The following is a 19682-nucleotide window of genomic DNA, read 5'->3' as shown; positions in this document are numbered from 1 at the left end:
GCTTCGGTTGTCGTCTCGTTCGTTTGTTGGCCTCGCCGAAACATCGTCTTCCGATCCATCTTCTGGGAGCGGCGGGCTCAGCCTGCTCCTGGTCCCCGTATTGACTGAACCAATCGCTTCTGTTGCCGTTCCGTCGAGTTGCATGGGTTACACCGACCGGTCACGCACGGGGCCAGCGCTCGCGGCGGGCTTCAGGCCTCCCCCTCGATCACGGGTGCAACAGAGCGATAGGTCGGCGTCCTGGGAGCTCGGAGGAACCCGAACGATACAATGAGTGCCACGGCGAGACCGGCTCGCCATTCGAGGATTGCTAAGGCCGCACCTACGCCCGTTGCCACTGTCGAGATGCGGTATCTCCGATCAAGGCTGGCAACGTACGCCTCTTCTAAACGGCCATCCACGTGGCCGCTTCTCCTCCCCACCGTCCATTTGATGAGCCAGGCGAGAGACGTCACGAACAACCCGATCGCAAAGAAAAGGGCACCTGTGCCCCGACTTGCCGGGTCAGCGATGTTCTCCGCAAAGGCACGTGAAGGGAATGCGATGAAACCGATTGAGGCCAGGAACAGGACGGTCGCCAAATTGAAGTAGTGCCCGGTCGTTCGGTAAATCGCGCCGGAAAAATGGTGGTGCACCCAGTAAATGCCGATAACGAGGGAAGCCAAGGCGTAGCCAAGATATGCTGGCCAAAGCCCGATTAGACGCTCGCCGAACCCCGGCCCCCCATGTGGCAAGACAATTTCCACGAGGGGGAGAGTGAAGGCGATGGCGAACACCGCGTCTGCAAATGCCTCCATCCGCGCGGTACTCCGAGCTGCCCCATCACCCGGTCGCTCGTTAGTTCGAACGGGGTCGTTGTAACTTTTTTCTACCACGAAGGCAGGGCCGGCGCGTGCAGCGTCATATCCAGTCTCGATGACGGGCGTAGATCACCGAGACGAGCGCTATGAAGACGAGGCCGCCGGTGACGACAGAAAAACCGGCTAAGCCTGTGTCAAAGAACGCCAGTTTGAAGTTCATTCCCATCAGGCCCGCGATCGCCGCGCAAAACCCGACAATGGCAGTCAGGAAGGTCAGTACCTTCACGAGATCATTGGTTTGTTGGCCGGTGCGTGATGTAAAGAGTTCAAAGCTGCCGACCACCACGTCGCGGGTGCGCTCAATTTCATCGACCGCCCTTTCGAAACGGCCCACCAAGCTCTCGTAGAATGGGGCCGCGCCCGACTCTGTGACAAGCGCAAAGTCCGGTCGGGACAGGCCGTAGAACACCTCGCGTTGCGCGACGAGCAAACCTCTCAGCTTGGACACTCGGCGACGGAGCGCCACCATTCGGCCCAACAATGAACGTGACGTGGTTTCGCGCAGCACCCGCTCATCGAGCCGATCAACCGCCTCCTCGATCCGGGACACCTCCTGGAAATACTCGCCAAGGTGCCAGTCGAGGAGTGACGCTGCCAACGCCTGACCAGATAGGAGACCCGTTAACGTGTCAGCTTTGTCCTGCTCTCGGAATTGTCGCAGGCACGGGACATCGCGGTCGTGGACTGTGACGAGCCAGCGTTCGGCGACCACGAAGTCCAGACAAACGCTGCCCGACACCCCATTTTCCGATCCGCCGTCCGGCGGAATGACTCTTTCGGCGGAGTCACTCCGGCTTTCCGGGCTGGGAGCGGTGGTGACCGAAAAGCGGACGTAATCTCGATAGTTCTCCAGCTGAGATCGCCCGGAGTCGGCTGAACCCCACACTTCCGGATGCAGTCCAAGGAAAGACCGAACCTCTTCGAGAGTTCCGGAATCGCGCTGTTGAACGTCGATCCAAAGCAGGTCTTCCGGCCCGAGATCGTCGAGGGCGACGTCCTTCAGCGCTACTTCGCGGTCACGGCCATCGGCATCGTAAAGATAGGCTTGGACAGCCAAGCGCGTCCTTTCTCGCCGTTACAAGCTGAAGCCAACGATCCGATGTCGAGTCTGTGCCATAACGGCGTCCGCGTTCTCACTGACGCGCAGGAAGACACGGGGTTTCGAATGCCGATGCTGATCGCAGCTTGGGTCGCCAACTGCGCGGCAAGTATCGCTGGAAAGTTGCCATCGCTCCTTAAAGACAGCCACGGCGCATCGCGGCCAAATGAGCCGGTTCGCCGCCGTCGGTCCCATCGCCGCTTTCACGCCAACGAACCGCAAACCCGTGACCTTCGACGCAATCTAACACCCGAGGCGATCGCCGTGGTGCGGGAGGCGGTGAGATGTCGGCCTCTCGAAGACAGCGGTCGCCGGGACGCCAGCCGCTTCAGAAAGAATCGATATGTCTGCTAGCAGACTCGGAAACATTCCGGATCGTGCTACAAGGCTCACATCGGCGCGATTGGATATCCAAGCACCGCGCCGACCGAGAGTAACTGGTAGGCTCCCGCTTGCAATCAGGGGCTAACTATGTCCGGGACTCCAAACGACCAACCCACCGACAACGTCTTCAGCATCCACGGGTCTGAAGCGGAGCGCATCCGCAAGGCCTTGCGCCTGCTTAGCGATCAGATCGTCACCGCATGGAATGAGCGCGGCGTCCTTCTCTCGTCCGAGGAGCGAACTGATCTGCGACAGGAGATCAAGGACACCTGCGAGTTTCTCACTGATCTCACACGTCACCCTTGACGCTGCAACCAAGAACATCATCCACGTCAGCGACTGAACGGCTGCCCGACCGCTGAATCACTCCAGCCTGCCGCGACGACTGGTTGAAGACGTTGCAGCCATCAAAAAATGGTCGGCACAGTAGAGTGAGGACGCCTCCGGCCCAGGATCAGAAGGACCCACCAGCTTCTGAGCCGTGCGCCCAGCGGATTTTTCCAGGGAGACCCCGCTGGCCAGTCAGACGGATTTGTATGTTCTCGCCGAGCTCTGGCCTGAAACTGAGCGTCAAGCGAAAACCTCGCTTGGTGTATTCCGTCAGCAGCACCGGGGCCTCAGATCCATCGCTTCGTACGAGCGTGGCGGGATGCCGATGCCGCGGATTCAGGCGAAAAATGTCGAGTACGCGGGTGTCCGCGTCATGGAATTGCTCGACCCGGGTCGAGGGTGACGGCCCGGTCATTGGGCCTGGTTACCCAGCGGCTCAGTTTGAGGCTTGGGCAACTCCTCGATCTGATGGGGCCGGACTGTGCGACCGTTCCAAGATCCGAGGGTCATCGCGATGACCTTCGCGGCATCTGCCTCAGTCTCAACGCTGACGGCCACGTCCGTCTCCGAGCAGAAACGCCACTTAAAAGGGCCGGACAATTCGGAGCTTCGGATCGCTCGACGCAGATCACGATGCATTCTGATCGATGCCATCGCTAAGCCCGCCTCTCGGTTTGTGGGTCGGCACCGAATGGTGCCAAGGATTCCAGATCATTCGCGATCGTAATCGCATTGAGGCTGTAACGACCTGCCAACTCGTAATGGATCAGTCGGGCCTCGGAACAGGTCGCGGCCCGCGCTGCCGTTAGCGACGCCCTCTTGCGGCCCAGCCAATACGTCTTGTCCATAAATCACCCCTTTTGCGAGCGGAGAGCACAATAGGGTCTCTCAGTCACGGAGCGCTCGGTGCGAACCTCAGGTGATGCATCCCTGGTACCGCGTGCTGATGAACGGGGCATGTCCAGTAGCGTGCTGTTTACCAATGGCTTCCTTTGCAGGCAGGCAACCGGCCCGAACCATCGAGGGATGGGATCAAGTCGTCCGAATGCGAGGCTCCACGGTCCCGCGTTGGAGCTGGTCCAGTTCAGGACTGGAAACATCAGGTCTCTCAAGCGCTGTGGGGGTAACTCGATATAAGGAGAAGTCGACGTGGCGAAGGGACAAAGGCGGTCTAACAAGGAAGTGCGAAAGCCCAAGGCTAACTCACCCAAGAAATCCAACGCATCTGCGCCCTCTCTAAAGGCGAGCGGCGGCTTGGGGCCGAAAGAGTAGGCGCCACCGGAGCCCCAGGTTCCCGCCCTTGCCGTTTACAACCCCAGTCGCCATGTCGGACGCAGCGCAATGTCCTGCCCGAGCTTTTTGCGCATGAGAGATAGCAACTCCCGCTCATGAAGGAGTTCGCTATTTGGAACACGCATTCCACATCATCGACGAGCCAAGCGACGCGAGCGTGGGCTTGCTTGTCCGGAACCTGCAAAGCGATTCCGCGAATAAGGGATTGAGCCCCAGGACCTATGCTCACCGGGCGCGAGTCATAAGGCAGCAAAGGGAAGCGCTGCGTTTGAAAGTGGCATCCGACACTGGTGAGAAAGGCAAGCAACTCGCGAAAGCCATGCGAAAAACATCTCGCGCTCCCGATCACCGCGAAGAGGCGGACAGGGCTAGGAAGCCAACGTCAATCTTGGAGCGATCGACACGGATCCGCAGCGATTAAGGAATTCGGCTGAACTCGAGAGCGGCGGATTGCCGGTACACGTGCCGGGGAAGTCTGGCGCACCCTCGTAATCCGCCGACGAAACCCCATATCGCAATGATCGCCGGCATTGCACTCGTAAGCGCCGACGACTGAGAGCTCGCTTGCGCTCCCGCTTACACGAGATGGGGATACGCAATGGCTGAAAAAAACGCAGCGAATGACGGCAAGCTGCCGGCAAAGATAACGCAGGTTTTTCGCAAATCCGCACAGGGCGTTCGCTTCACCCCGATCCAGTCGGGACGGCAAAATGAACTGATCCGGAGCGCCTGGCAAAGCCTTTCCTCCAAAGGGGCCGTCATTGCCTTCCTGAATACCGCGAACGACAAAATCGGTGGCCGACCACTGACGCTCGCACTTCAAAGTGACGATGGGCTCCGGTTAGCCCAGCGCCTGCTCCTAGATGCTGAGCGGGGCACTTTGAAATGAGCCATTTCGGCCCCGACCAGGCGATTGGCTTGAGCGCTTTGGTGGCCGGCTTGCTGATCATCGGTGGGGGTCTGTATGCGCGTCGAGGCGACCGGTTGAACACGCGCCAGGGGGCGAAGGTCCTCGCCGGCACCGCTGCGTTCACGGGATCGTCTCGATGCTGGCGGGCGCCGTTTGGCTCATTCAGAGCGCATGAGCGGGGAAGGAGCCATGGCTGATCGAGCCAAGCAAAAGTCGCGCGGGTTCACCGCCTTTCGTTCCTCTGCGGAGGAAGCCGAAATCAAGCGGGGAAAACAACGCGAGCTCAATGAGGGTGGGCACATGAGTTGCACATCGGGCCGGATCGTCGCCGTTCAGGATGGTCGTGCGCAGTTCAAGGCCATCATGTCGCATGGCGACGGTGAACCGTCCGAGCACCTGTTCGCAACGATGGCGGAAGCGGAGGCATTCGTCAGGCGCAATACCCCACGGCCGCCCGAGCGAGACACGACTTACGACCACCAGGGTTGAGGCAGCCGGAAAATCCGGCAGGGACGATCGGGCAGCCCGGCTCAACGGTGCTGGGTTACTGTCAATCCGTCTAGCCATAGTGCTGGCCGGGAAGGTCTGCTAAGGCCGGTTATCGCCGGGCACGTTTTCCAGCTTTTCGGCGACAGAGAGACACCAAGCTCCCGCTGACCAGAGGGAGCCAAGAGTGCCGGAACCAGAAAAAAATAAACAGGGCCGAGAGCCGAACACTGCGAAAGCGGGGCGGCCTCGACGACCGCGGAGCAACTCAAGCGATACGGCATCGTCATGGTCCCCAGGCCCGTCTACGAATGGGGTGGCTACCGGTACGGCAATCCAGAAGATGCGATTGCCGCCGCAAAGAGAGCGGAAAACCGGTGAGCCGCGCCGTCTTCCTGGACATGAGTGAGAAGGCAATCATCGCTCACTGCAAAGCTGAACAGATCGGGATCTCGTGCATCGGCCCAGCCGCAAGCGGCGGCACTCGGCTCGTCTGCATGAGCGTCTATGGCGCCTCGCAAATCCGGCGTCAGTTGGGCGCGAAGCTGACGAAAGGCGCCCCTGAGCAGCATGGGCCAGGATGGGGCTACGTCCCGCGGCCTTGATCGCGGGCGGGCTGAACTGCCGTAGTCGCTAGTGTCCTCAAGGGATGAATAACGGGCAGACTTCCTGCGAACCGGCGGGCGGTTCCTGGAGAACCAGCTCGGCCGAGTGACGGACTTTGCCCGTCATTCACGATCCCCGGCAAGCTCGATCGCACCGCTACTTCGCTGGCTGAAGACGGGTCCCGGCGGGACGCTGACCACCGCCGTGGCCACCCTCCTGTGGCCGCCCCCGCCGCAAAGAGTGGAGACCCATCAACGGGCACAACCGCACCCGCCCGTCGGGCTTCAGTGGCCCCCCAAAGCATGGCCACCGCGACAACGCTCCTCGAAATTCCCGCGCGCCAGCCCAAAGTCACTTTTCACACTTTCGTACTTTTACTGCCGCGCCGCGCTCGCCGCGCGCCACCCACCGCGCGCCAAACGCCGCTTCGAAACGCCACTGCCGTTACGGCATTTCGCCGCCCAGCCGTCCCTGTTGATCGAGGCGCGCGCATGGCGCCAATGGCCCCCAAGCACCCAATGCCATGCGCCGCCTCAGCCCCCTCCGCGTCAGCACCGCGCTCACGGCATTCAGCGGCAATGACGCGGAAACGCGCGCCCCGCGCGTCTACCATCATGAGCCTGTATGGGGCTCAGGCACGGGGCATTTCAACTCTCCTCTCGACACAGCAAGCAATGAGTTTTGATACCAGGGGATGGGCGTCTCCTGGCCCCGTGCCTTTCGCCGCTACCCATGCGCACTTTTCACTACGTCGAGTATACTCCGTGGTGAAATACTCCATGCTGACGGATGGTCCCTCCGATGGGCCTCCGCGACCGTTTTGCGCACAACTTGAAGCGGCTTCGCCTGGAGCGGTGCTTCAGCCAGGAAGCGCTGGCTGACGCGTGCGGCATCGACCGGACCTATGTCAGCGCTCTGGAACATTCACGCTACAGCGCCAGCATCGACATGGTTGAGCGGCTGGCCCGGGCGCTCGACGTCGATCCCGTCGAGTTATTGCTACGCCGCTAGTCTTTTGCTTTAGCGCTGCGCCGCGCTTTGCGTGACTCTCCGCGGGTCAGGGCCTCAGCATCCTCGACCGCCGGGCCCAGTGACGTATGGAATGGCCATCATCCTCGCGGTCACTCGCCCCGACTGGCACAAAGTGCCACCAGGCCGTCTGCGGCTCCGACAGAGCTGAACGGCTCCTCGCCGCCGTTCATGGGGATCTCCGCGAGCAGGCGGCCGTCGGCTGCGAAATTACCAATCATAGGCACCGCGACCGTGCGCGCGTCGCAGTCCATTTGGAATTTGAACAAGGTGAACGGACCGGGCAACTCGCGACCATGATCCCCGAGCTCGACCGTGTCGGCGTTCACGCCCTTGACCCAAGTCGTTGCGACAGCGCCGTTGCGGGTCATCGCGGCCAAGTTCACATACAGGTCGACATTTCCGTCTGGACCGTTGACCGTCGTGGCGAAAGTCCAGTCGGCGTCGAGGGCGTCCCGGCCCGCCGCGGCAAGCGCAGCATTCCGTGGCCCGGGCGGTGACGCCGCCCCTTGCGCCGTGCCCGACAACTGTCCCTGTGGACAACGCTCCAATGTGTAATCCTCGCCCGGTCGGTCGATTGCCAGGGTGCCGTCACCCAATGTCCAAGTCTCCACGAACCGCCCTCGGTAAACTCGTATTCGACCTTGATTTGCTGGTCGCTCAGTTCCTCGACCTTGACCACCTTGCCGCCGTCGATGTCGTTTGCGGTCACCGTCTTCGTCGTAATCCCCCGGCCGCACTCTTGCTGGGAGAGGCCCCACACGCCCTGGAAGGGGCCGGGGATCGAAGCTTCGCCCGTGGTTTCCGCCTGGTTGCCCGTGTCGGTCACGGCGTCACCGGTTGCGCCTGGTCCACTGCAATACATCAGCATTAGGACCAGCAGCAGAATGACCACCGACGCGCAGCCAATGTCCCTCGACTGCGTACCGAGGATCCCGCTCCAGAACTGGAAGCCGCAGTGACGGCAACGCTTGGCACTCCGGCGTACGTCGGCGTGGCATTCCGGGCAGGTCTTGAGCGGCTCGCTCGGCGCTGCCTTTGGCTGCCCGGCGCGCGGCTTTGATCCTGGCGCCGGCCTGACTGGCACGTCATCGGCGCGCGCCAACTCCCGCGACGGAAACAGTTTCAGCTTGGCGTCATACGCGCGTCGCTTCACCGGGCTTTTGAGCACGGCATAAGCAGCGTTGATGTCCCGGATGCGCTGGTTATCGCCGGCACGGTCAGGATGGTATTTTCGAATGAGCGCCTTGTACGCTGCCTCGATCACTTCCTGCTCGGACGCGGGGTCGACCCCAGGACTTCGTAATGGTTGGGCATGGGGTTCCTCTCCTGGGGCTGACGCGAGTCAGCCCCTCACAGCAATGACGTTTATGTTGAGTATATACCACATTGGTAGCTGCGCATTTTGCGCTGCCGAGGGCCCCACATGGGCGTGCGGAGGCCCTCGGCGTTCGGGCAGTGCAGAAAGCTACAGCAGCTTGATCAGGCGGTGCTGCGCGTCACGGTCGCCCTCGATGTAGCGCTCCGTCGTGGTCAGCGCTCGGTGGCCGGCCAGCTCCTGGACGTCGCGCAAGCTGCCCCCGGCCCTGTGCACTGCCCGCGCCGCCCCCGTGATGAACGTGCGCCGGCCGGAATGGGAGGAGCAGCCCGTCAGCCCCAGCTCGTCATACACTTGTCGAAACCAGTTGACGATTGAGCGGGCTTCAAGTGGCTGCCGCGGCGCGACTGGACGACGGGACCAAAGCGCGGGCCGCCACAGTGAGCATGATGTACCTCGAGCGCCAGCTTCAGCTCAGGGTGAACTGGTACGTGCCGCCCCCGCCCGTTCTTGGCGATCCTACCGCTGATGGCGACCGTCGTGCTGATCCTGCCGCTCGGGTCATGACCATGCGCCAGTCGAGCCCGGCAATTTCGCAAGCGCGCATGCCGGCGCGAAAGCTCAGCAGCACAATGACCTTGTCCCTCGTTCCCTGACGCCCCTTGCCAGCGCGCACCGTCAAGCGGCGCGCGTCGACGGGCGCCAGCACCTTAGCTGGCGTGACCATAGATCCTCGCATGTTGTGAAGCCGCGTCGCTCAAGCGGCAGCCATGAAAAGCGACAGTCAAATCATAGCAAAAAATGCGCTGCGGGTCAAAATATTGGCGGAAAACTCGGCTTTTTGTCGCGTGAAGACCTTCACGGCCCTTGCGAGCTTCAAGGACGGTTTAGGCGGTGAACGACGGCCCCGCCGCCGCTTGCGCCAGTGTACGCAGCAACGATCCTGGGTTAATATGCGCGGGCTCGGAAACAGGGGGCCAGCGATGGCGAATACTCGGGCTTGGACGAAATGCATGGTGCAGCGTGTCGCGCGCGCTTCGCGAGGGTGCGTCGCTGCCCTCTTGGCCATGGGGCTGGCCGTCCCCGCTTTCGCGGCGCCGTCGGTGACGCCGAGCGAGCGGGTCAAGCGCAATGTTGTCGTTCGCCCCGCTCCCGATAGCGATGACAAAGTCGCCGGCTTGTTTCCAGGCGACACGGCCGAGCTGATCGACGAAATTCCCGGCTGGTATCACGTCCGGCTGTCGGACGGCCGCACGGGCTACGTCAGCAAGTCCTGGACCATTCTTTCCGGTGACGTGCCGCCCCTGCATTGGCTGCCACCACCGGGCCAGTGAAAGTGCATGTCATCGACATCGGCACAGGGTTGGCAACGTTCATCGAAGGCCCCGGCTTCACCATGCTGTATGACGCGGGCAGCCAGGACGACCTAGCGGATGGCCCCGACAACCGGGTGCTGGCTTACATCAAGTCAGTCAGACCGGACGTGGTCGCTATCGACCACCTGGTGCTGAGCCATCCGCACAAGGATCACCTCGAGCTGATGCCGGACCTATTCGACCGCTTCGTGGTTCGAAACGTGTGGGACTCTGGAACCGTGAACAGGACGCGTGGCTACTGCCGGTTCCTGAAGAAAGTCGAAGCCGAGCAGGGCGTTCAGTATCATGACGCCCTCGCCACTGGCGGCATTCACTCCGTCGCGTTCACTGGCAAGAACTGCTCCGGCACCGTGAGCATCCCGCAAGCGGCCAAAATGACCGACCAGCCCGTCACCATCGGCCCGGGCACGACGATGACGATCCTCTATCGCAACGCCGATCCCCACCCCGACCCCAATGAAAATACCGTGGTGGTCAGGCTGGATCACGGCAACAACAGCGTCTTGCTCGCGGGCGACGCAGAGGGTGGTGGCCGCCTCACGCCAGTGATCAACGCTGCTGGCCAAAGCGTGATGCCGCCGTCCCCGCCATCCAACGGCACGATCGAAAAGGAGCTGCTCGACTGCTGCGCCGCCATGCTCAAGGCCAACGTTCTTATCGTCGGCCATCACGGCAGTTTGACCTCGTCGCGGAAGCCCTTCCTGGAGGCAGTGGGGCGTCGATCTACGTCATTTCCTCGGGTCCGCACCCTTACAGCAAGAAGGTCCTGCCCGATCCGAGGTGGAGGACGCGCTTCGCGCCCGCGGGTCCCTGTTCCAAACGGACATCGATGACGATGCGTGCGAAGCGGATGAAACCAAGATCGGCCCGGACAATGATGAAAGCCCGGCGGCTGCGACAGTGTCATTGTCACCGTGCCCACGACGGGCCAGCCGACTGCTCAGTACAACCGCAGTGCGGATTGACGGACCAAACATTTGACTTTGAACATATAGCGCAACGACCCTGTTTCGGGTCGGTGGAAAGCCGCGCCACAAAATTGGCGCAGCGCGACACGTTTGAAAAAACGAATAGTGGGGATTGAGCCCGTAGACTGTGTCAGTCCCTGCCAAGGATGCCGGGGATGATGAGGTTGCTATGAATGAAGTGACATAGACAAGCACATTGTCAGCGCTTTTGCTTCACCACGACCTTGCAGGGTCGAAAATGCCTGCTGCCGTTCATCATCCTGAGCAGCCGCCAGGTCATCCGGACATCCGCGGACGACGGTGCCGTCTCTGTCCGCGCCCACGACGCAAACTGGCGCTTCATCCGGGCCAGGATCTGGTTTTTGAGGTGCCGCCCGGCGGCCCGACGGTGAACAGCACGTCCCCGAATTCGACATGCGACAAAAGCTCGGCCAACCGGGACGCCGACCCTCGCGGCAGTTTTGAGTCCCGGAAAACGCGCTCGCTGATCCCTTTCGGATCGGGCAGGACGCGCTTGGCGCGGGAGGGATATTTTACGAGGTACCCGGCCACCCTCGCGACGGAGACTTCGGTCCGGCGGATGGGCTTGATGACCACGCTGCGGGCATTGAGGAAGTTCGGGAAGGCCCGGGACTCGCAAAGCTTGTCCTGCACTGTCTTTGACCGAAACTTTGTCCCTGGTTGCGCCCAGGCGTAGACGTGAACGTGCCCTGCCAGCCGCCGCCCAGGTTCACCGGTGAGGTTCCTCAGGAGATCCACTTCAACGATCCCGATGCCGTGGAGGCCAAGCCGCCCGATGCAGAGACGGACGGCGTTTTTCAACGAAACCAGGTCGAGCACTGGCTCCCGTTCCCACGTGAAGCCCGCATCCCATGCAAAGGTGAGGAAGTACCGCTTGCGCTCCTCGTCCGCCGCGAAGTCTCGGAGGAATGCTTCGACGAAACCGTCGAATGCCGCAGCCCGGACGTGCTTGTTGCTCCAGAGCTTTCGCCCCTCGGCCGGTCATGAACGATGGTCCGGAGGAATCTGACCTGACTGGAGTCAGCAAGCTTCCAACGGATGGTGTCGCGGCTGAATGCGCCGAGAAAGTCGGCCTGGCGAAAGAGGAAGCGGGACTGGGCGATTCCCCTCGCGGCCTCGGCCATGGTTATTCCGCGCGGAAAGGTGCGGCGGGTCAATGCGCCGTATCAGTTGGACAATGGCGGCGAACCGGGGCGGCCGGCGATGAACGCGTTGATGCTGTTCCGGCTGATCATCCTTCGCGAGCCGATCGACATGGTCGCCAGTTGCTCAGCGCCGATCAGCTCATACAATTTCGTCCGGCCGATCCCCAGCTGCGCCATGGCGTCGTTGACGGAGACGAAAGAGTCGTCGGGAAACAGCTCGGCGGAGCCGGCGCCCAGCTTAGCAAGCTCCCGATCGAGATCCGCCGCTGAGAATTTAAGGCCGTCAAAAAGCCGCCGCTTCGTCGGACCCCGCCTGACCGGGTAATGACTGCGCGCCCCTGTCCCCAATCCCAGAACTGGAGATCGGTGGCAGGGTCCCGGCTGCGCCATTCGCTGCGCGGGACATTGCAGGACGATCGGAGACCCCTGGGCTTTGCCGGCAGTTGAAAATTGACGCGACCAATGACGAGCCAGCTCGTGTCGAACATGGCGGTCACCCTTCCATCCACAAGCCAGTCGAGGAGCTCGAACTTGGCTTGGGCGGGGCTACGAATCGCGGTCGCCACCCGGTCAAGCGCGACGCCTGCGCTGATCCAATCAGTCTGCTCTAAACTATCCATTCATTGGGATAGACGCGCGTCGATCGGATATCCGGAGCTGGATTCGTAAAAGCAACGGCGGGGGCCTTGTCGCGGAATTGTCCGCATATGTTCGCGTTTGTTCGCACCCAGTTTTGCAGTGAAATTGCAGTAAGTTTTATAGGGCCACTGACCCAGCGCTACCAGCGCATTGAAATGGTTGGTGACCCCAACGGGACTCGAACCCGTGTTTTCGCCGTGAAAGGGCGACGTCCTAGACCGCTAGACGATGGGGCCGCTCCAAGAAGCGGAGTGCGCGTTAAGGGAGCCGTCCGCTGGGGTCAAGCACGGCTGCATCCTCAAGGTGCATCTCGGCATAATTGCCCCCGTTCCACTCGTCGCGCTTGATGGTTCCCGCGAGCCACCAGCGCCGGTCGCCCGACGACGACAGCAACGCCTGCCCGAGCTCGGTTTCCGCGATCCGGAAAGCGATCCACTTGAAGCTCTTCCCATCGTCGCCGCAGGCGAATCCACGCACGTGGCCGTCGCCGACGACGCCCGTCTTCAACAGCCGCGCAGGGCCGGCCGCAACGCGGGGAGCGGGCCATCCGGCACCATAGGGACCCGCCGCGTCCAGGGCATCGCAGAGATTCGCAACGACGCCGCCGGGCGCCAGGATCGCATCCAGCAGGAGTGCCCGCCCATCGAGAGCACGCTCCACATCTGACGCCAGGCGTTCGCTGATGAAGTCGCGAAAGGCTTCAAGGCCCCGGGCGCAAGCGTCAATCCTGCTGCCATCGCGTGACCGCCGCCCGCGACCAGCAGGCCGCTGTCCTTCGCCGCAAGTACCGCCGCACCGAGATCGACTCCACCAATGGACCGGCCGGAGCCCTTTCCAGTGCCGTCCTCGGTCTCGGCAATGACGATCGCGGGGCGGCCGAAACGCTCCTTCACGCGTCCGGCCACGATGCCGATCACGCCCGGGTGCCAACCTGGCGCCATGACGGTCAGTACGGGGCGCCGTTCAACTTGTCGGCCTGCTCGAGCGCCTGCTCGCAAACCTGCATCTCGATGGCTCGGCGTTCCTCGTTAAGGCGGTCCAGCTCTGCAGCGATGGTCCGCGCCTCTTCCGGATCCGTGGAGGTGAGCAATCGAACGCCGAGGTCAGACTTGCCGACGCGCCCGCCGGCATTGATTCGCGGTCCTAACGCGAATCCGAGATCGCGGCAGCTCGGCGGCTTCACCAGCCGCGCCGCCTCGGCGAGGGCGGTCATGCCGATGTTCTGGCGAGCGGCCATGACCCTAAGGCCCTGCGTGACGAAGGCCCGATTGAGCGTGTGGAGGCGCGCCACGTCCGCGACCGTTCCAAGCGCGACGAGATCGAGGAGGTCGATCAGCCTGGGCTCTTCGCGGTCAGCAAAAAAGCCGCGCCCGCGCAGCTCGCGAACGAGCGATACAGCCAGGAGGAACGCCATTCCGACCGCAGCGACGTGGCCATGGGCCGCTCCAACGTCACCCTCGTCCAGCCGGTTCGGATTGATCATGGCATGTGCGACCGGAAGCAGGGTTGCGCACTGGTGGTGATCGACCACGACCACGTCGAGATTAACGTCTTTCGCCTGCTGCAGGGCCTCGAAGGCCTGAGCGCCGCAATCCACGGTGACGGCGAGACTTGCGCCGCGCTGCTTCAGTTCGACTAGCGCCCTGCCCGACGGGCCGTATCCCTCCATCAGCCGGTCCGGAATGTAGACCATTGGCTCGACACCGAGCTGGCGTAGAAGCAGGACCAGGAGCGCCGAGCTAGTCGCGCCATCGACATCGTAATCGCCGAAGATTGCGATCGTCTCGCCTGACTGGACGGCGTCGGCGAGCCTCGCGGCGCCCTTGTCCATGTCCTGAAACGCCGAGGGATCGGGCAAGAAGTCGCGGATGGTCGGCTTGCGGTGGCGCTCGAGGTCGTCGCGCGGAACGCCGCGTGCGAGCAGAAGCTCGTCCACCAGCGCATCCATCGTCAAACCAGGCTCGCCCGAGCGGCGCCACTTCCATGGCTGCCCTGCGGCCGAGCGCTCCACCCCAAGCGCGAACATCATGAGCCCATATCTAGCAGCAGATCGCGCAACTTGCGCGCCTCACCCCTGGGGATTGCGGGGATGGAATGGCCTGTCATGCCTCCACCCGCGACGCCGAACTGGAGCCAGGCGATGCCGAAAGCGCGGGTGATGAAATTCTCGCGCAGGTCGACGCTCTGGATCCTGCGTGCCGGCAACACGGTCGTCCGCCGGTTCCACCATCCGGTGCGCACCAGGATCCGGTCGCCATCCAGGGCATAGGCCGTTCGAGACCACGCTAGCCAGCGCATGGCGAGAAAGCCTCCCAGACCCGCCAGGATTGCCACTCCGACCAACGGTTGGAAGATGAAGTTGACGAGGGCAACCAGCAGAAGCGGCGAAAGAGCGATCGCGAAAGCGACGACGAATGCGCTCGAAACCCTGATCCAGCCAGGTCGTCGAGGAACCGGCGCCCATGCCATTTCGCCTAGGATCAGGCTCACTTCCCCGTCACGCGCCAACGGAGCGAGTACGTGCGAGCCGCGGCTGCTCTCGTCTTTGGCGAGGCTCTGAACGCGAAGCTCCCGCCAGCGCAGCCAATCCTTCACCGGACCGCTCGCGATCACGGCAGCCTGAGCGCGGCTAATCGGTAAAGTCACGTCGGTGCGGGTCAGCAGGCCTCGCCGCCGGCGCAATCCGACTCCGGTCTTGTCGAGCCGAAAGCCGAAATCGGTCAGCACGGTCCGGACGATGCCTGTCGCCGCGCCGACCAAAACCAGAACGGCGGCGCCGGCGATGGCAGCAGCCACCCGGTGGGCGAAAATAAAATCACGAAGAGGGTCGCTGGCGCTGAGCAAGCCCATCCAAAAATCCGGATCGAACGGGTTGAAGCCGAGAACGTCTCCGAACGTCTGCGTCAGGCCGAACAGGCCGGCGAAGATCGCGAGAGAGAAGTTGAACGCCCCGGCAAGAAGTAGGCGTCCGAACCCCATCGAATAGACTGGCTCCGCGCTTGCTTCAGGCACGTCTCGAACGGTCGATGCCTGACCTCTCCGCGACCGGACGAGCGCGCGTAGCTCCTCCGCCCGTTCGAGACTGATGGAATGCAGAACGCCCTCTTCTTTTCCGCCAGACCCGCCGGTTTCGAACTGGACGCGCGCGAGTCCCAGCACACGGGCGAGCGGACCTTGGGTGATGTCGACATCCTGGATGCGATCGAACGGGATCGACCGGTGCGTCCGGCTCAATATCCCGCTGTCGATGCGGATCTCATTCTCGCCGACGCGGAACTGGAATCGCTGCCAATAGACGAAGACGCTGATCGCCATGAAAGCGAGCAGGATGGCAATGGTGACGAGAGCCGATCCCAACCTGCCGGACACCGCCAGATAACCAATAGCCGCATAGCCGCCGGCCATCCCGCGGAGCGACTTGCCGAGGCCGGTCAGCAGGAAAAGCGGATGGAGATGCTCCGGCGGGCCGACCGCCGCATCGTCACGCGAAGTCGGTTCGGACATGTTCGCGGATGATGTCGCGGATCTCGGCCGCGCGCTCGGGTTTGAGGCCTGGTAGGGTGACAATGCTGTTGTGAGTGCCGGCGGTGTGCACGACGAGGGTCGCAACTCCGAACATCTTTTCGAGGGGTCCGCGGGTGACATCGATATGCTGCACCCGCACCAGCGGGACGACGGTGTCCACGTGGAAGAGCCACCCGCGCACTACTTGAAGAAGTCGCTCGGTTAGCCGGTAATGCAGGCGCCGGTAGATCCGCTGCGGAGCGGTCGAGAGGAAGGCCAGAGCGATGATCGGGACTCCGAAGGTCGGGAGATTCGCTACCGGCGTAAGCTCCAGAAAGGCCCGATCCAGTATCCGCCGATAACCCAGAGGATCAGCCAGAAGACGGACATCCGAACTCGCAGCACGTTCTTGTAGCCAGGCTCAACCGGCTCAAGCCCTATTTCGTCAGCAGTCGTCAGGTCCGATTGCATGCCCCTCCGTCCGTGTCTTGTTCACGAACCTGGCGCTTGCCGCAATGGCTCGCAGGAACCTAGCAGCGCTTCGTGCTTAATGCCGTCAGGAGATGCGGATGCGTCAGAATTGGCCCGAAGCGCTTTGGCTGGTACGTCACGGGCAGAGCCAAGGGAACGTTGCTCGTGATGCGGCCGACGAGGCTGGACTTCACGAGATCGATATCGACGTGCGGGATGTCGACGTTCCACTATCGAACCTCGGCCACAGCCAGGCGGAGGCGACCGGCCGCTGGTTCGCCGCTTTGCCTGCGGCGGAGCGGCCGGAAGTCATCCTGACGTCGCCCTATTTGAGAGCGCGGCAGACCGCCGAAGCAATCTGCAAGGCGGGCGGCATGAGCGGGCCGGTGAAGCTTGTCATCGACGAGCGGCTGCGCGAGCGCGAGTTCGGGATTTTCGATCGCCTGACGAGCCTCGGGATTCGCGACAAATTTCCGGAGGAAGCGGCGCACCGATCGAAGCTTGGAAAATTCTACCATCGGCCCCGGGCGGCGAGAGCTGGGCCGACGTCATCCTTCGGCTCCGCTCGGCGATGAACACGATCAACCTGCACTATTGCGACCGGCGCGTGCTGATCGTCTGCCACCAGGTCGTCGTGCTGTGCATGCGCTACATCCTGGAGGAGCTGACCGAGCCGGAGATTCTAGCGATCGACAAGAAGGCTGAAATCCTGAACTGCGGCATTGTCCGCTACGACTTCGAGCCGGATGCCACCGGCGTCTGCGTTCCGAAATTGGAGGTCTGGAATCACGGCGCTCCGCTCGAAGCGGAAGGCGCCGCCAAAACCGCCGAGCCGGATGCGATGACGGGAACTCGATGAGGCAAGCTCGCGGGAAGCCGCTCAATCGATCGACCCTCAAGGGCTTTGCGCTGCCTCCCGTCGTCGACGGCGACAAGGAGACGAAGGGTCGCATCCTCGTCGTGGCCGGCAGCCGCGAGGTCGCGGGAGCGGCGCTACTGACAGCGACCGCGGCGATGCGCGCAGGCGCCGGCAAGCTTCGCATGGCCACAGTCGATAGCGTTGCAGTGCCGACTTCACTGGCAATGCCCGAAGCGATGGTCGTCGGACTGGCGGAAGCGCGCGACGGCGGCTTCACCCGGAGGGCGGTGCGCCAGCTTCGCGAGCAAGCCGACAGTGTCGACGTCGTCGTCGCTGGGCCAGGCATGGCAGTCGCCCAGACATGCGCCGCGCTTGCCGAAGCGTTGATCGAGAGCTCGGCGGCGGTCGTTCTGGACGCTGCGCTTTTGCATAGCCTCAAGGCCGTGGAGTCGGACCGGCGCCGCCTGCCACCCATCCTGCTTCCTCATTCAGGAGAGCTGGCGTCCCTTCTCGAATGTGAGGAAGAGGAAATCGAAGCCGACCCCATCGGTTGCGGCGTTCGGGCAGCCCAACGCCATGCGGCCATCGTTCTCGTCAAGGGTGTGACCAGCCATGTCGTCACCCCGGACGGCAAGGCCTGGACCTACGAAGGCGGCGCGCCGGGACTCGGTGTTTCCGGAAGTGGCGACACGCTGGCGGGCATTGTTGGCGGCTTGCTCGCGCGCGGAGCGGATCCCCTCACCGCTCTGCTTTGGAGCGTCCTCCTGCACGGAGAGGCGGGCGAAGTACTGTCGCGAAAGGTCGGACCGATTGGCTTTCTCGCCCGCGAAATCCCGGACGAAATCCCGGAGTTGCTCGCCCGCTGATTATTCCGGCGTCGAGTGGCGCTCCAACTCGTCACCGATCAGGCGAACGACGTGCAACACGTTGGTCGACCCAGCTGTGCCGAACGGAATGCCGGCCATAATCACGATGCGATCGCCTCCGGTCGCCAGATGATGGCGCAAGGCCATGCGCTTGGCCTTGCCGACCATTTCCTCGAACGCCGACACATCGCGTGAGTGGACGGAGTGGACACCCCACATCAAGCCCATGCGGCGGGAGGTCGTTTGCGACGGACTCATCGCCAGGATCGGGACCGGAGGCCGTTCGCGAGCAATGCGGCGGGCCGTCGACCCCGACTTGCTGAAGACGACCATTGCCTTGGCGTTGACCGTCCCGCGATCTGGCGCGCCGAACCGGACAAGGCGTCCGCGATCGTCGGTTCGAGCCGCGTCTCGGTAAAGTGGATGCGCGACGAGTAAACCGGGTCGGACTCGACGCTCGTTGCGATGCGATCCATCATCGACACCGCCTCGATCGGATACTTGCCGGCGGCGCTTTCCGCCGAAAGCATCACCGCGTCGGTGCCGTCATAGATTGCCGTTGCAACGTCGCTGACCTCTGCCCGCGTCGGCGTCGGCGAAGTGATCATCGATTCCAGCATCTGCGTCGCGACGACGACGGGCTTACCGAACTGACGAGCCGTCGCGACGATGCGGTTCTGCAGCGGCGGAACGTCCTCGGGAGGAAGCTCGACGCCCAGATCGCCCCGGGCGACCATGACGCCGTCGGCCAGTGCGATGATGTCCGTCAGACGGTCGATCGCGGCCGGCTTCTCGATCTTGGCCATCAAATTGGCCTTCTCGCCGATCAGCGAGCGCGCCTCGGCGACGTCTTCGGGGCGCTGCACGAAAGAAAGCGCAATCCAGTCGGCGCCCTGCTCCAGCGCGAATTCGAGATCCGACTTGTCCTTCTCCGTCAGTGCCGGGATCGGGACGACGACGTCGGGGACGTTGACGCCCTTGTTGTTGGAGACGGTCCCGCCGACAACGACCTCGGCGGTGATGCTGGTCTCGCCGCATTTGACCACCTTCAGCCGCACCTTGCCGTCGTCGATCAACAAGCGGTCGCCGGGACCGATCGCCGCGAACAGCTCGGGATGCGGGAGCTCCATCCGCTTGGCGTTGCCAGGCTTATTCTCCTGGTCGAGGACGATCTCTGCCCCTTCTCGAGAACAGCGGAGCCGCCCTCGAAGCTGCCGACGCGAAGCTTTGGCCCCTGAAGATCGAATACGATCGTCGTTGGGCGCTTCAGCTCCTTCTCCAGGTCGCGGATGGCGTCCACCAGCTTGGCCTTCGACTTCTGGTCGCCGTGGCTCATATTGATCCGGAAAGCGTCGGCCCGGCGATCATCAGCTTCTTGATCATTTCCGGCTTGCTGGACGCGGGTCCCAGCGTCGCAAGGATCTTCACCTTTCGGGCGCGCGGTCGAAGCTGGTCGGTCACTGGCATCCTCTCATATGGCGAGGGCAATAACGCCTCGCGCCCGACGTTCAACCGGCT

General features: G+C 62.8%; 22 protein-coding genes, 1 tRNA gene and 2 pseudogenes. 12 read left to right on the top strand and 13 right to left on the bottom strand.

The features are described 5' to 3' along the window. Window positions 1-191 precede the first annotated feature (191 nt). Entirely contained in the window at window positions 192-797 is a 606-nt protein-coding gene (locus H9L15_RS08560) for a TMEM175 family protein (RefSeq protein ID WP_187713805.1), read from the bottom strand. A 103-nt stretch (window positions 798-900) separates the two neighbouring features. Further along, window positions 901-1917 (bottom strand): CorA family divalent cation transporter, encoded by a 1017-nt coding sequence (locus tag H9L15_RS08555; protein ID WP_187713804.1) that lies wholly within the window; start codon window positions 1915-1917, stop codon window positions 901-903. A gap of 513 nt (window positions 1918-2430) precedes the next feature. Here H9L15_RS08555 and H9L15_RS08550 point away from each other — a divergent pair. The 5 genes from H9L15_RS08550 to H9L15_RS08530 all read left to right on the top strand — a co-directional run bounded on the left by H9L15_RS08550 (window position 2431) and on the right by H9L15_RS08530 (window position 6979). Beyond that, window positions 2431-2649 (top strand): hypothetical protein, encoded by a 219-nt coding sequence (locus H9L15_RS08550; RefSeq protein WP_187713803.1) that lies wholly within the window; start codon window positions 2431-2433, stop codon window positions 2647-2649. 1915 nt (window positions 2650-4564) lie between these two features. Further along, window positions 4565-4855, top strand: a complete 291-nt coding sequence (locus H9L15_RS08545; RefSeq protein ID WP_187713802.1) for a hypothetical protein — start codon at window positions 4565-4567, stop codon at window positions 4853-4855. Between the two features lie 321 nt (window positions 4856-5176). Continuing rightward, the gene (locus H9L15_RS08540; protein ID WP_187713801.1) at window positions 5177-5365 is read left to right on the top strand and encodes a hypothetical protein; all 189 of its coding nucleotides are present in this window, start codon (window positions 5177-5179) and stop codon (window positions 5363-5365) included. 374 nt (window positions 5366-5739) lie between these two features. After that, window positions 5740-5967, top strand: a complete 228-nt coding sequence (locus tag H9L15_RS08535) for a hypothetical protein (protein ID WP_187713800.1) — start codon at window positions 5740-5742, stop codon at window positions 5965-5967. A gap of 832 nt (window positions 5968-6799) precedes the next feature. Continuing rightward, window positions 6800-6979 carry a helix-turn-helix domain-containing protein gene (locus H9L15_RS08530; RefSeq protein ID WP_262984755.1) on the top strand — a complete coding sequence of 60 codons (180 nt, stop codon included), beginning with the start codon at window positions 6800-6802 and terminating at the stop codon, window positions 6977-6979. Between the two features lie 110 nt (window positions 6980-7089). Here H9L15_RS08530 and H9L15_RS08525 read toward each other — a convergent pair whose 3' ends face one another. The 3 genes from H9L15_RS08525 to H9L15_RS08515 all read right to left on the bottom strand — a co-directional run bounded on the left by H9L15_RS08525 (window position 7090) and on the right by H9L15_RS08515 (window position 8669). Continuing rightward, window positions 7090-7368 (bottom strand): hypothetical protein, encoded by a 279-nt coding sequence (locus H9L15_RS08525; protein ID WP_223276111.1) that lies wholly within the window; start codon window positions 7366-7368, stop codon window positions 7090-7092. A gap of 11 nt (window positions 7369-7379) precedes the next feature. Then, the gene (locus H9L15_RS08520; RefSeq protein ID WP_187713797.1) at window positions 7380-8264 is read right to left on the bottom strand and encodes a DnaJ domain-containing protein; all 885 of its coding nucleotides are present in this window, start codon (window positions 8262-8264) and stop codon (window positions 7380-7382) included. Between the two features lie 201 nt (window positions 8265-8465). After that, window positions 8466-8669 carry a site-specific integrase gene (locus H9L15_RS08515; RefSeq protein WP_262984754.1) on the bottom strand — a complete coding sequence of 68 codons (204 nt, stop codon included), beginning with the start codon at window positions 8667-8669 and terminating at the stop codon, window positions 8466-8468. An 86-nt stretch (window positions 8670-8755) separates the two neighbouring features. On the opposite strand from H9L15_RS08515, the gene H9L15_RS08510 reads away from it, so the two are divergent. From H9L15_RS08510 to H9L15_RS08500, 3 genes are all read left to right on the top strand, one after another. Further along, entirely contained in the window at window positions 8756-8971 is a 216-nt protein-coding gene (locus H9L15_RS08510; RefSeq protein WP_187713796.1) for a hypothetical protein, read from the top strand. 411 nt (window positions 8972-9382) lie between these two features. Beyond that, the gene (locus H9L15_RS08505) at window positions 9383-9649 is read left to right on the top strand and encodes an SH3 domain-containing protein (protein ID WP_187713795.1); all 267 of its coding nucleotides are present in this window, start codon (window positions 9383-9385) and stop codon (window positions 9647-9649) included. Further along, complete coding sequence (locus H9L15_RS08500) at window positions 9646-10524, top strand: ComEC/Rec2 family competence protein (RefSeq protein WP_187713794.1); 879 nt, start codon at window positions 9646-9648, stop codon at window positions 10522-10524. The genes H9L15_RS08505 and H9L15_RS08500 overlap by 4 nt, the downstream gene beginning before the upstream one ends. Window positions 10525-10998: 474 nt before the next feature. Here H9L15_RS08500 and H9L15_RS08495 read toward each other — a convergent pair whose 3' ends face one another. After that, window positions 10999-11313, bottom strand: coding sequence for a hypothetical protein (locus H9L15_RS08495; RefSeq protein ID WP_187713793.1), 315 nt, complete (start codon window positions 11311-11313; stop codon window positions 10999-11001). 45 nt (window positions 11314-11358) lie between these two features. Between H9L15_RS08495 and H9L15_RS08490 the strand changes: the two genes are divergently transcribed. Continuing rightward, window positions 11359-11667, top strand: coding sequence for a hypothetical protein (locus tag H9L15_RS08490; RefSeq protein WP_187713792.1), 309 nt, complete (start codon window positions 11359-11361; stop codon window positions 11665-11667). 179 nt (window positions 11668-11846) lie between these two features. Here H9L15_RS08490 and H9L15_RS18790 read toward each other — a convergent pair whose 3' ends face one another. From H9L15_RS18790 to H9L15_RS08460, 6 genes and pseudogenes are all read right to left on the bottom strand, one after another. Then, the gene (locus H9L15_RS18790; RefSeq protein WP_262984753.1) at window positions 11847-12002 is read right to left on the bottom strand and encodes a helix-turn-helix domain-containing protein; all 156 of its coding nucleotides are present in this window, start codon (window positions 12000-12002) and stop codon (window positions 11847-11849) included. A 622-nt stretch (window positions 12003-12624) separates the two neighbouring features. After that, window positions 12625-12700 (bottom strand) — tRNA-Glu (locus tag H9L15_RS08480). Between the two features lie 22 nt (window positions 12701-12722). Beyond that, window positions 12723-14493 (bottom strand): annotated as a pseudogene (gene recJ / locus H9L15_RS08475) (single-stranded-DNA-specific exonuclease RecJ). Next, complete coding sequence (locus H9L15_RS08470; RefSeq protein WP_187713790.1) at window positions 14490-15968, bottom strand: PH domain-containing protein; 1479 nt, start codon at window positions 15966-15968, stop codon at window positions 14490-14492. The pseudogene recJ and the gene H9L15_RS08470 overlap by 4 nt, the downstream one beginning before the upstream one ends. Continuing rightward, a complete protein-coding gene (locus H9L15_RS17425; RefSeq protein ID WP_262984752.1) occupies window positions 15946-16170 on the bottom strand; it encodes a PH domain-containing protein in 225 nt (74 codons plus the stop codon). The genes H9L15_RS08470 and H9L15_RS17425 overlap by 23 nt, the downstream gene beginning before the upstream one ends. A gap of 113 nt (window positions 16171-16283) precedes the next feature. Next, the gene (locus tag H9L15_RS08460; protein WP_187713789.1) at window positions 16284-16439 is read right to left on the bottom strand and encodes a hypothetical protein; all 156 of its coding nucleotides are present in this window, start codon (window positions 16437-16439) and stop codon (window positions 16284-16286) included. 98 nt (window positions 16440-16537) lie between these two features. Here H9L15_RS08460 and H9L15_RS18785 point away from each other — a divergent pair, with 98 nt between their 5' ends. The 3 genes from H9L15_RS18785 to H9L15_RS08450 are packed head-to-tail and all read left to right on the top strand — an operon-like array spanning window position 16538 to window position 18164. After that, window positions 16538-17014: a histidine phosphatase family protein gene (locus H9L15_RS18785; RefSeq protein WP_262984751.1), complete on the top strand. Its 477-nt coding sequence runs from the start codon at window positions 16538-16540 to the stop codon at window positions 17012-17014. Beyond that, the gene (locus H9L15_RS18780) at window positions 16909-17298 is read left to right on the top strand and encodes a histidine phosphatase family protein (RefSeq protein ID WP_398286922.1); all 390 of its coding nucleotides are present in this window, start codon (window positions 16909-16911) and stop codon (window positions 17296-17298) included. The genes H9L15_RS18785 and H9L15_RS18780 overlap by 106 nt, the downstream gene beginning before the upstream one ends. Then, window positions 17295-18164 carry an NAD(P)H-hydrate dehydratase gene (locus H9L15_RS08450; protein ID WP_187713788.1) on the top strand — a complete coding sequence of 290 codons (870 nt, stop codon included), beginning with the start codon at window positions 17295-17297 and terminating at the stop codon, window positions 18162-18164. The genes H9L15_RS18780 and H9L15_RS08450 overlap by 4 nt, the downstream gene beginning before the upstream one ends. Here H9L15_RS08450 and pyk read toward each other — a convergent pair. After that, window positions 18165-19631: pseudogene (gene pyk / locus H9L15_RS08445) on the bottom strand (pyruvate kinase). Window positions 19632-19682 lie beyond the last annotated feature (51 nt).

It is taken from the genome of Sphingomonas daechungensis (assembly GCF_014489495.1).
In the GTDB taxonomy this organism is placed as follows: Bacteria; Pseudomonadota; Alphaproteobacteria; order Sphingomonadales; family Sphingomonadaceae; genus Sphingomicrobium; species Sphingomicrobium daechungense.
The sequence above is the reverse complement of the archived record's forward strand: the minus strand, read 5'-3'. Positions and strand labels throughout refer to the sequence as shown.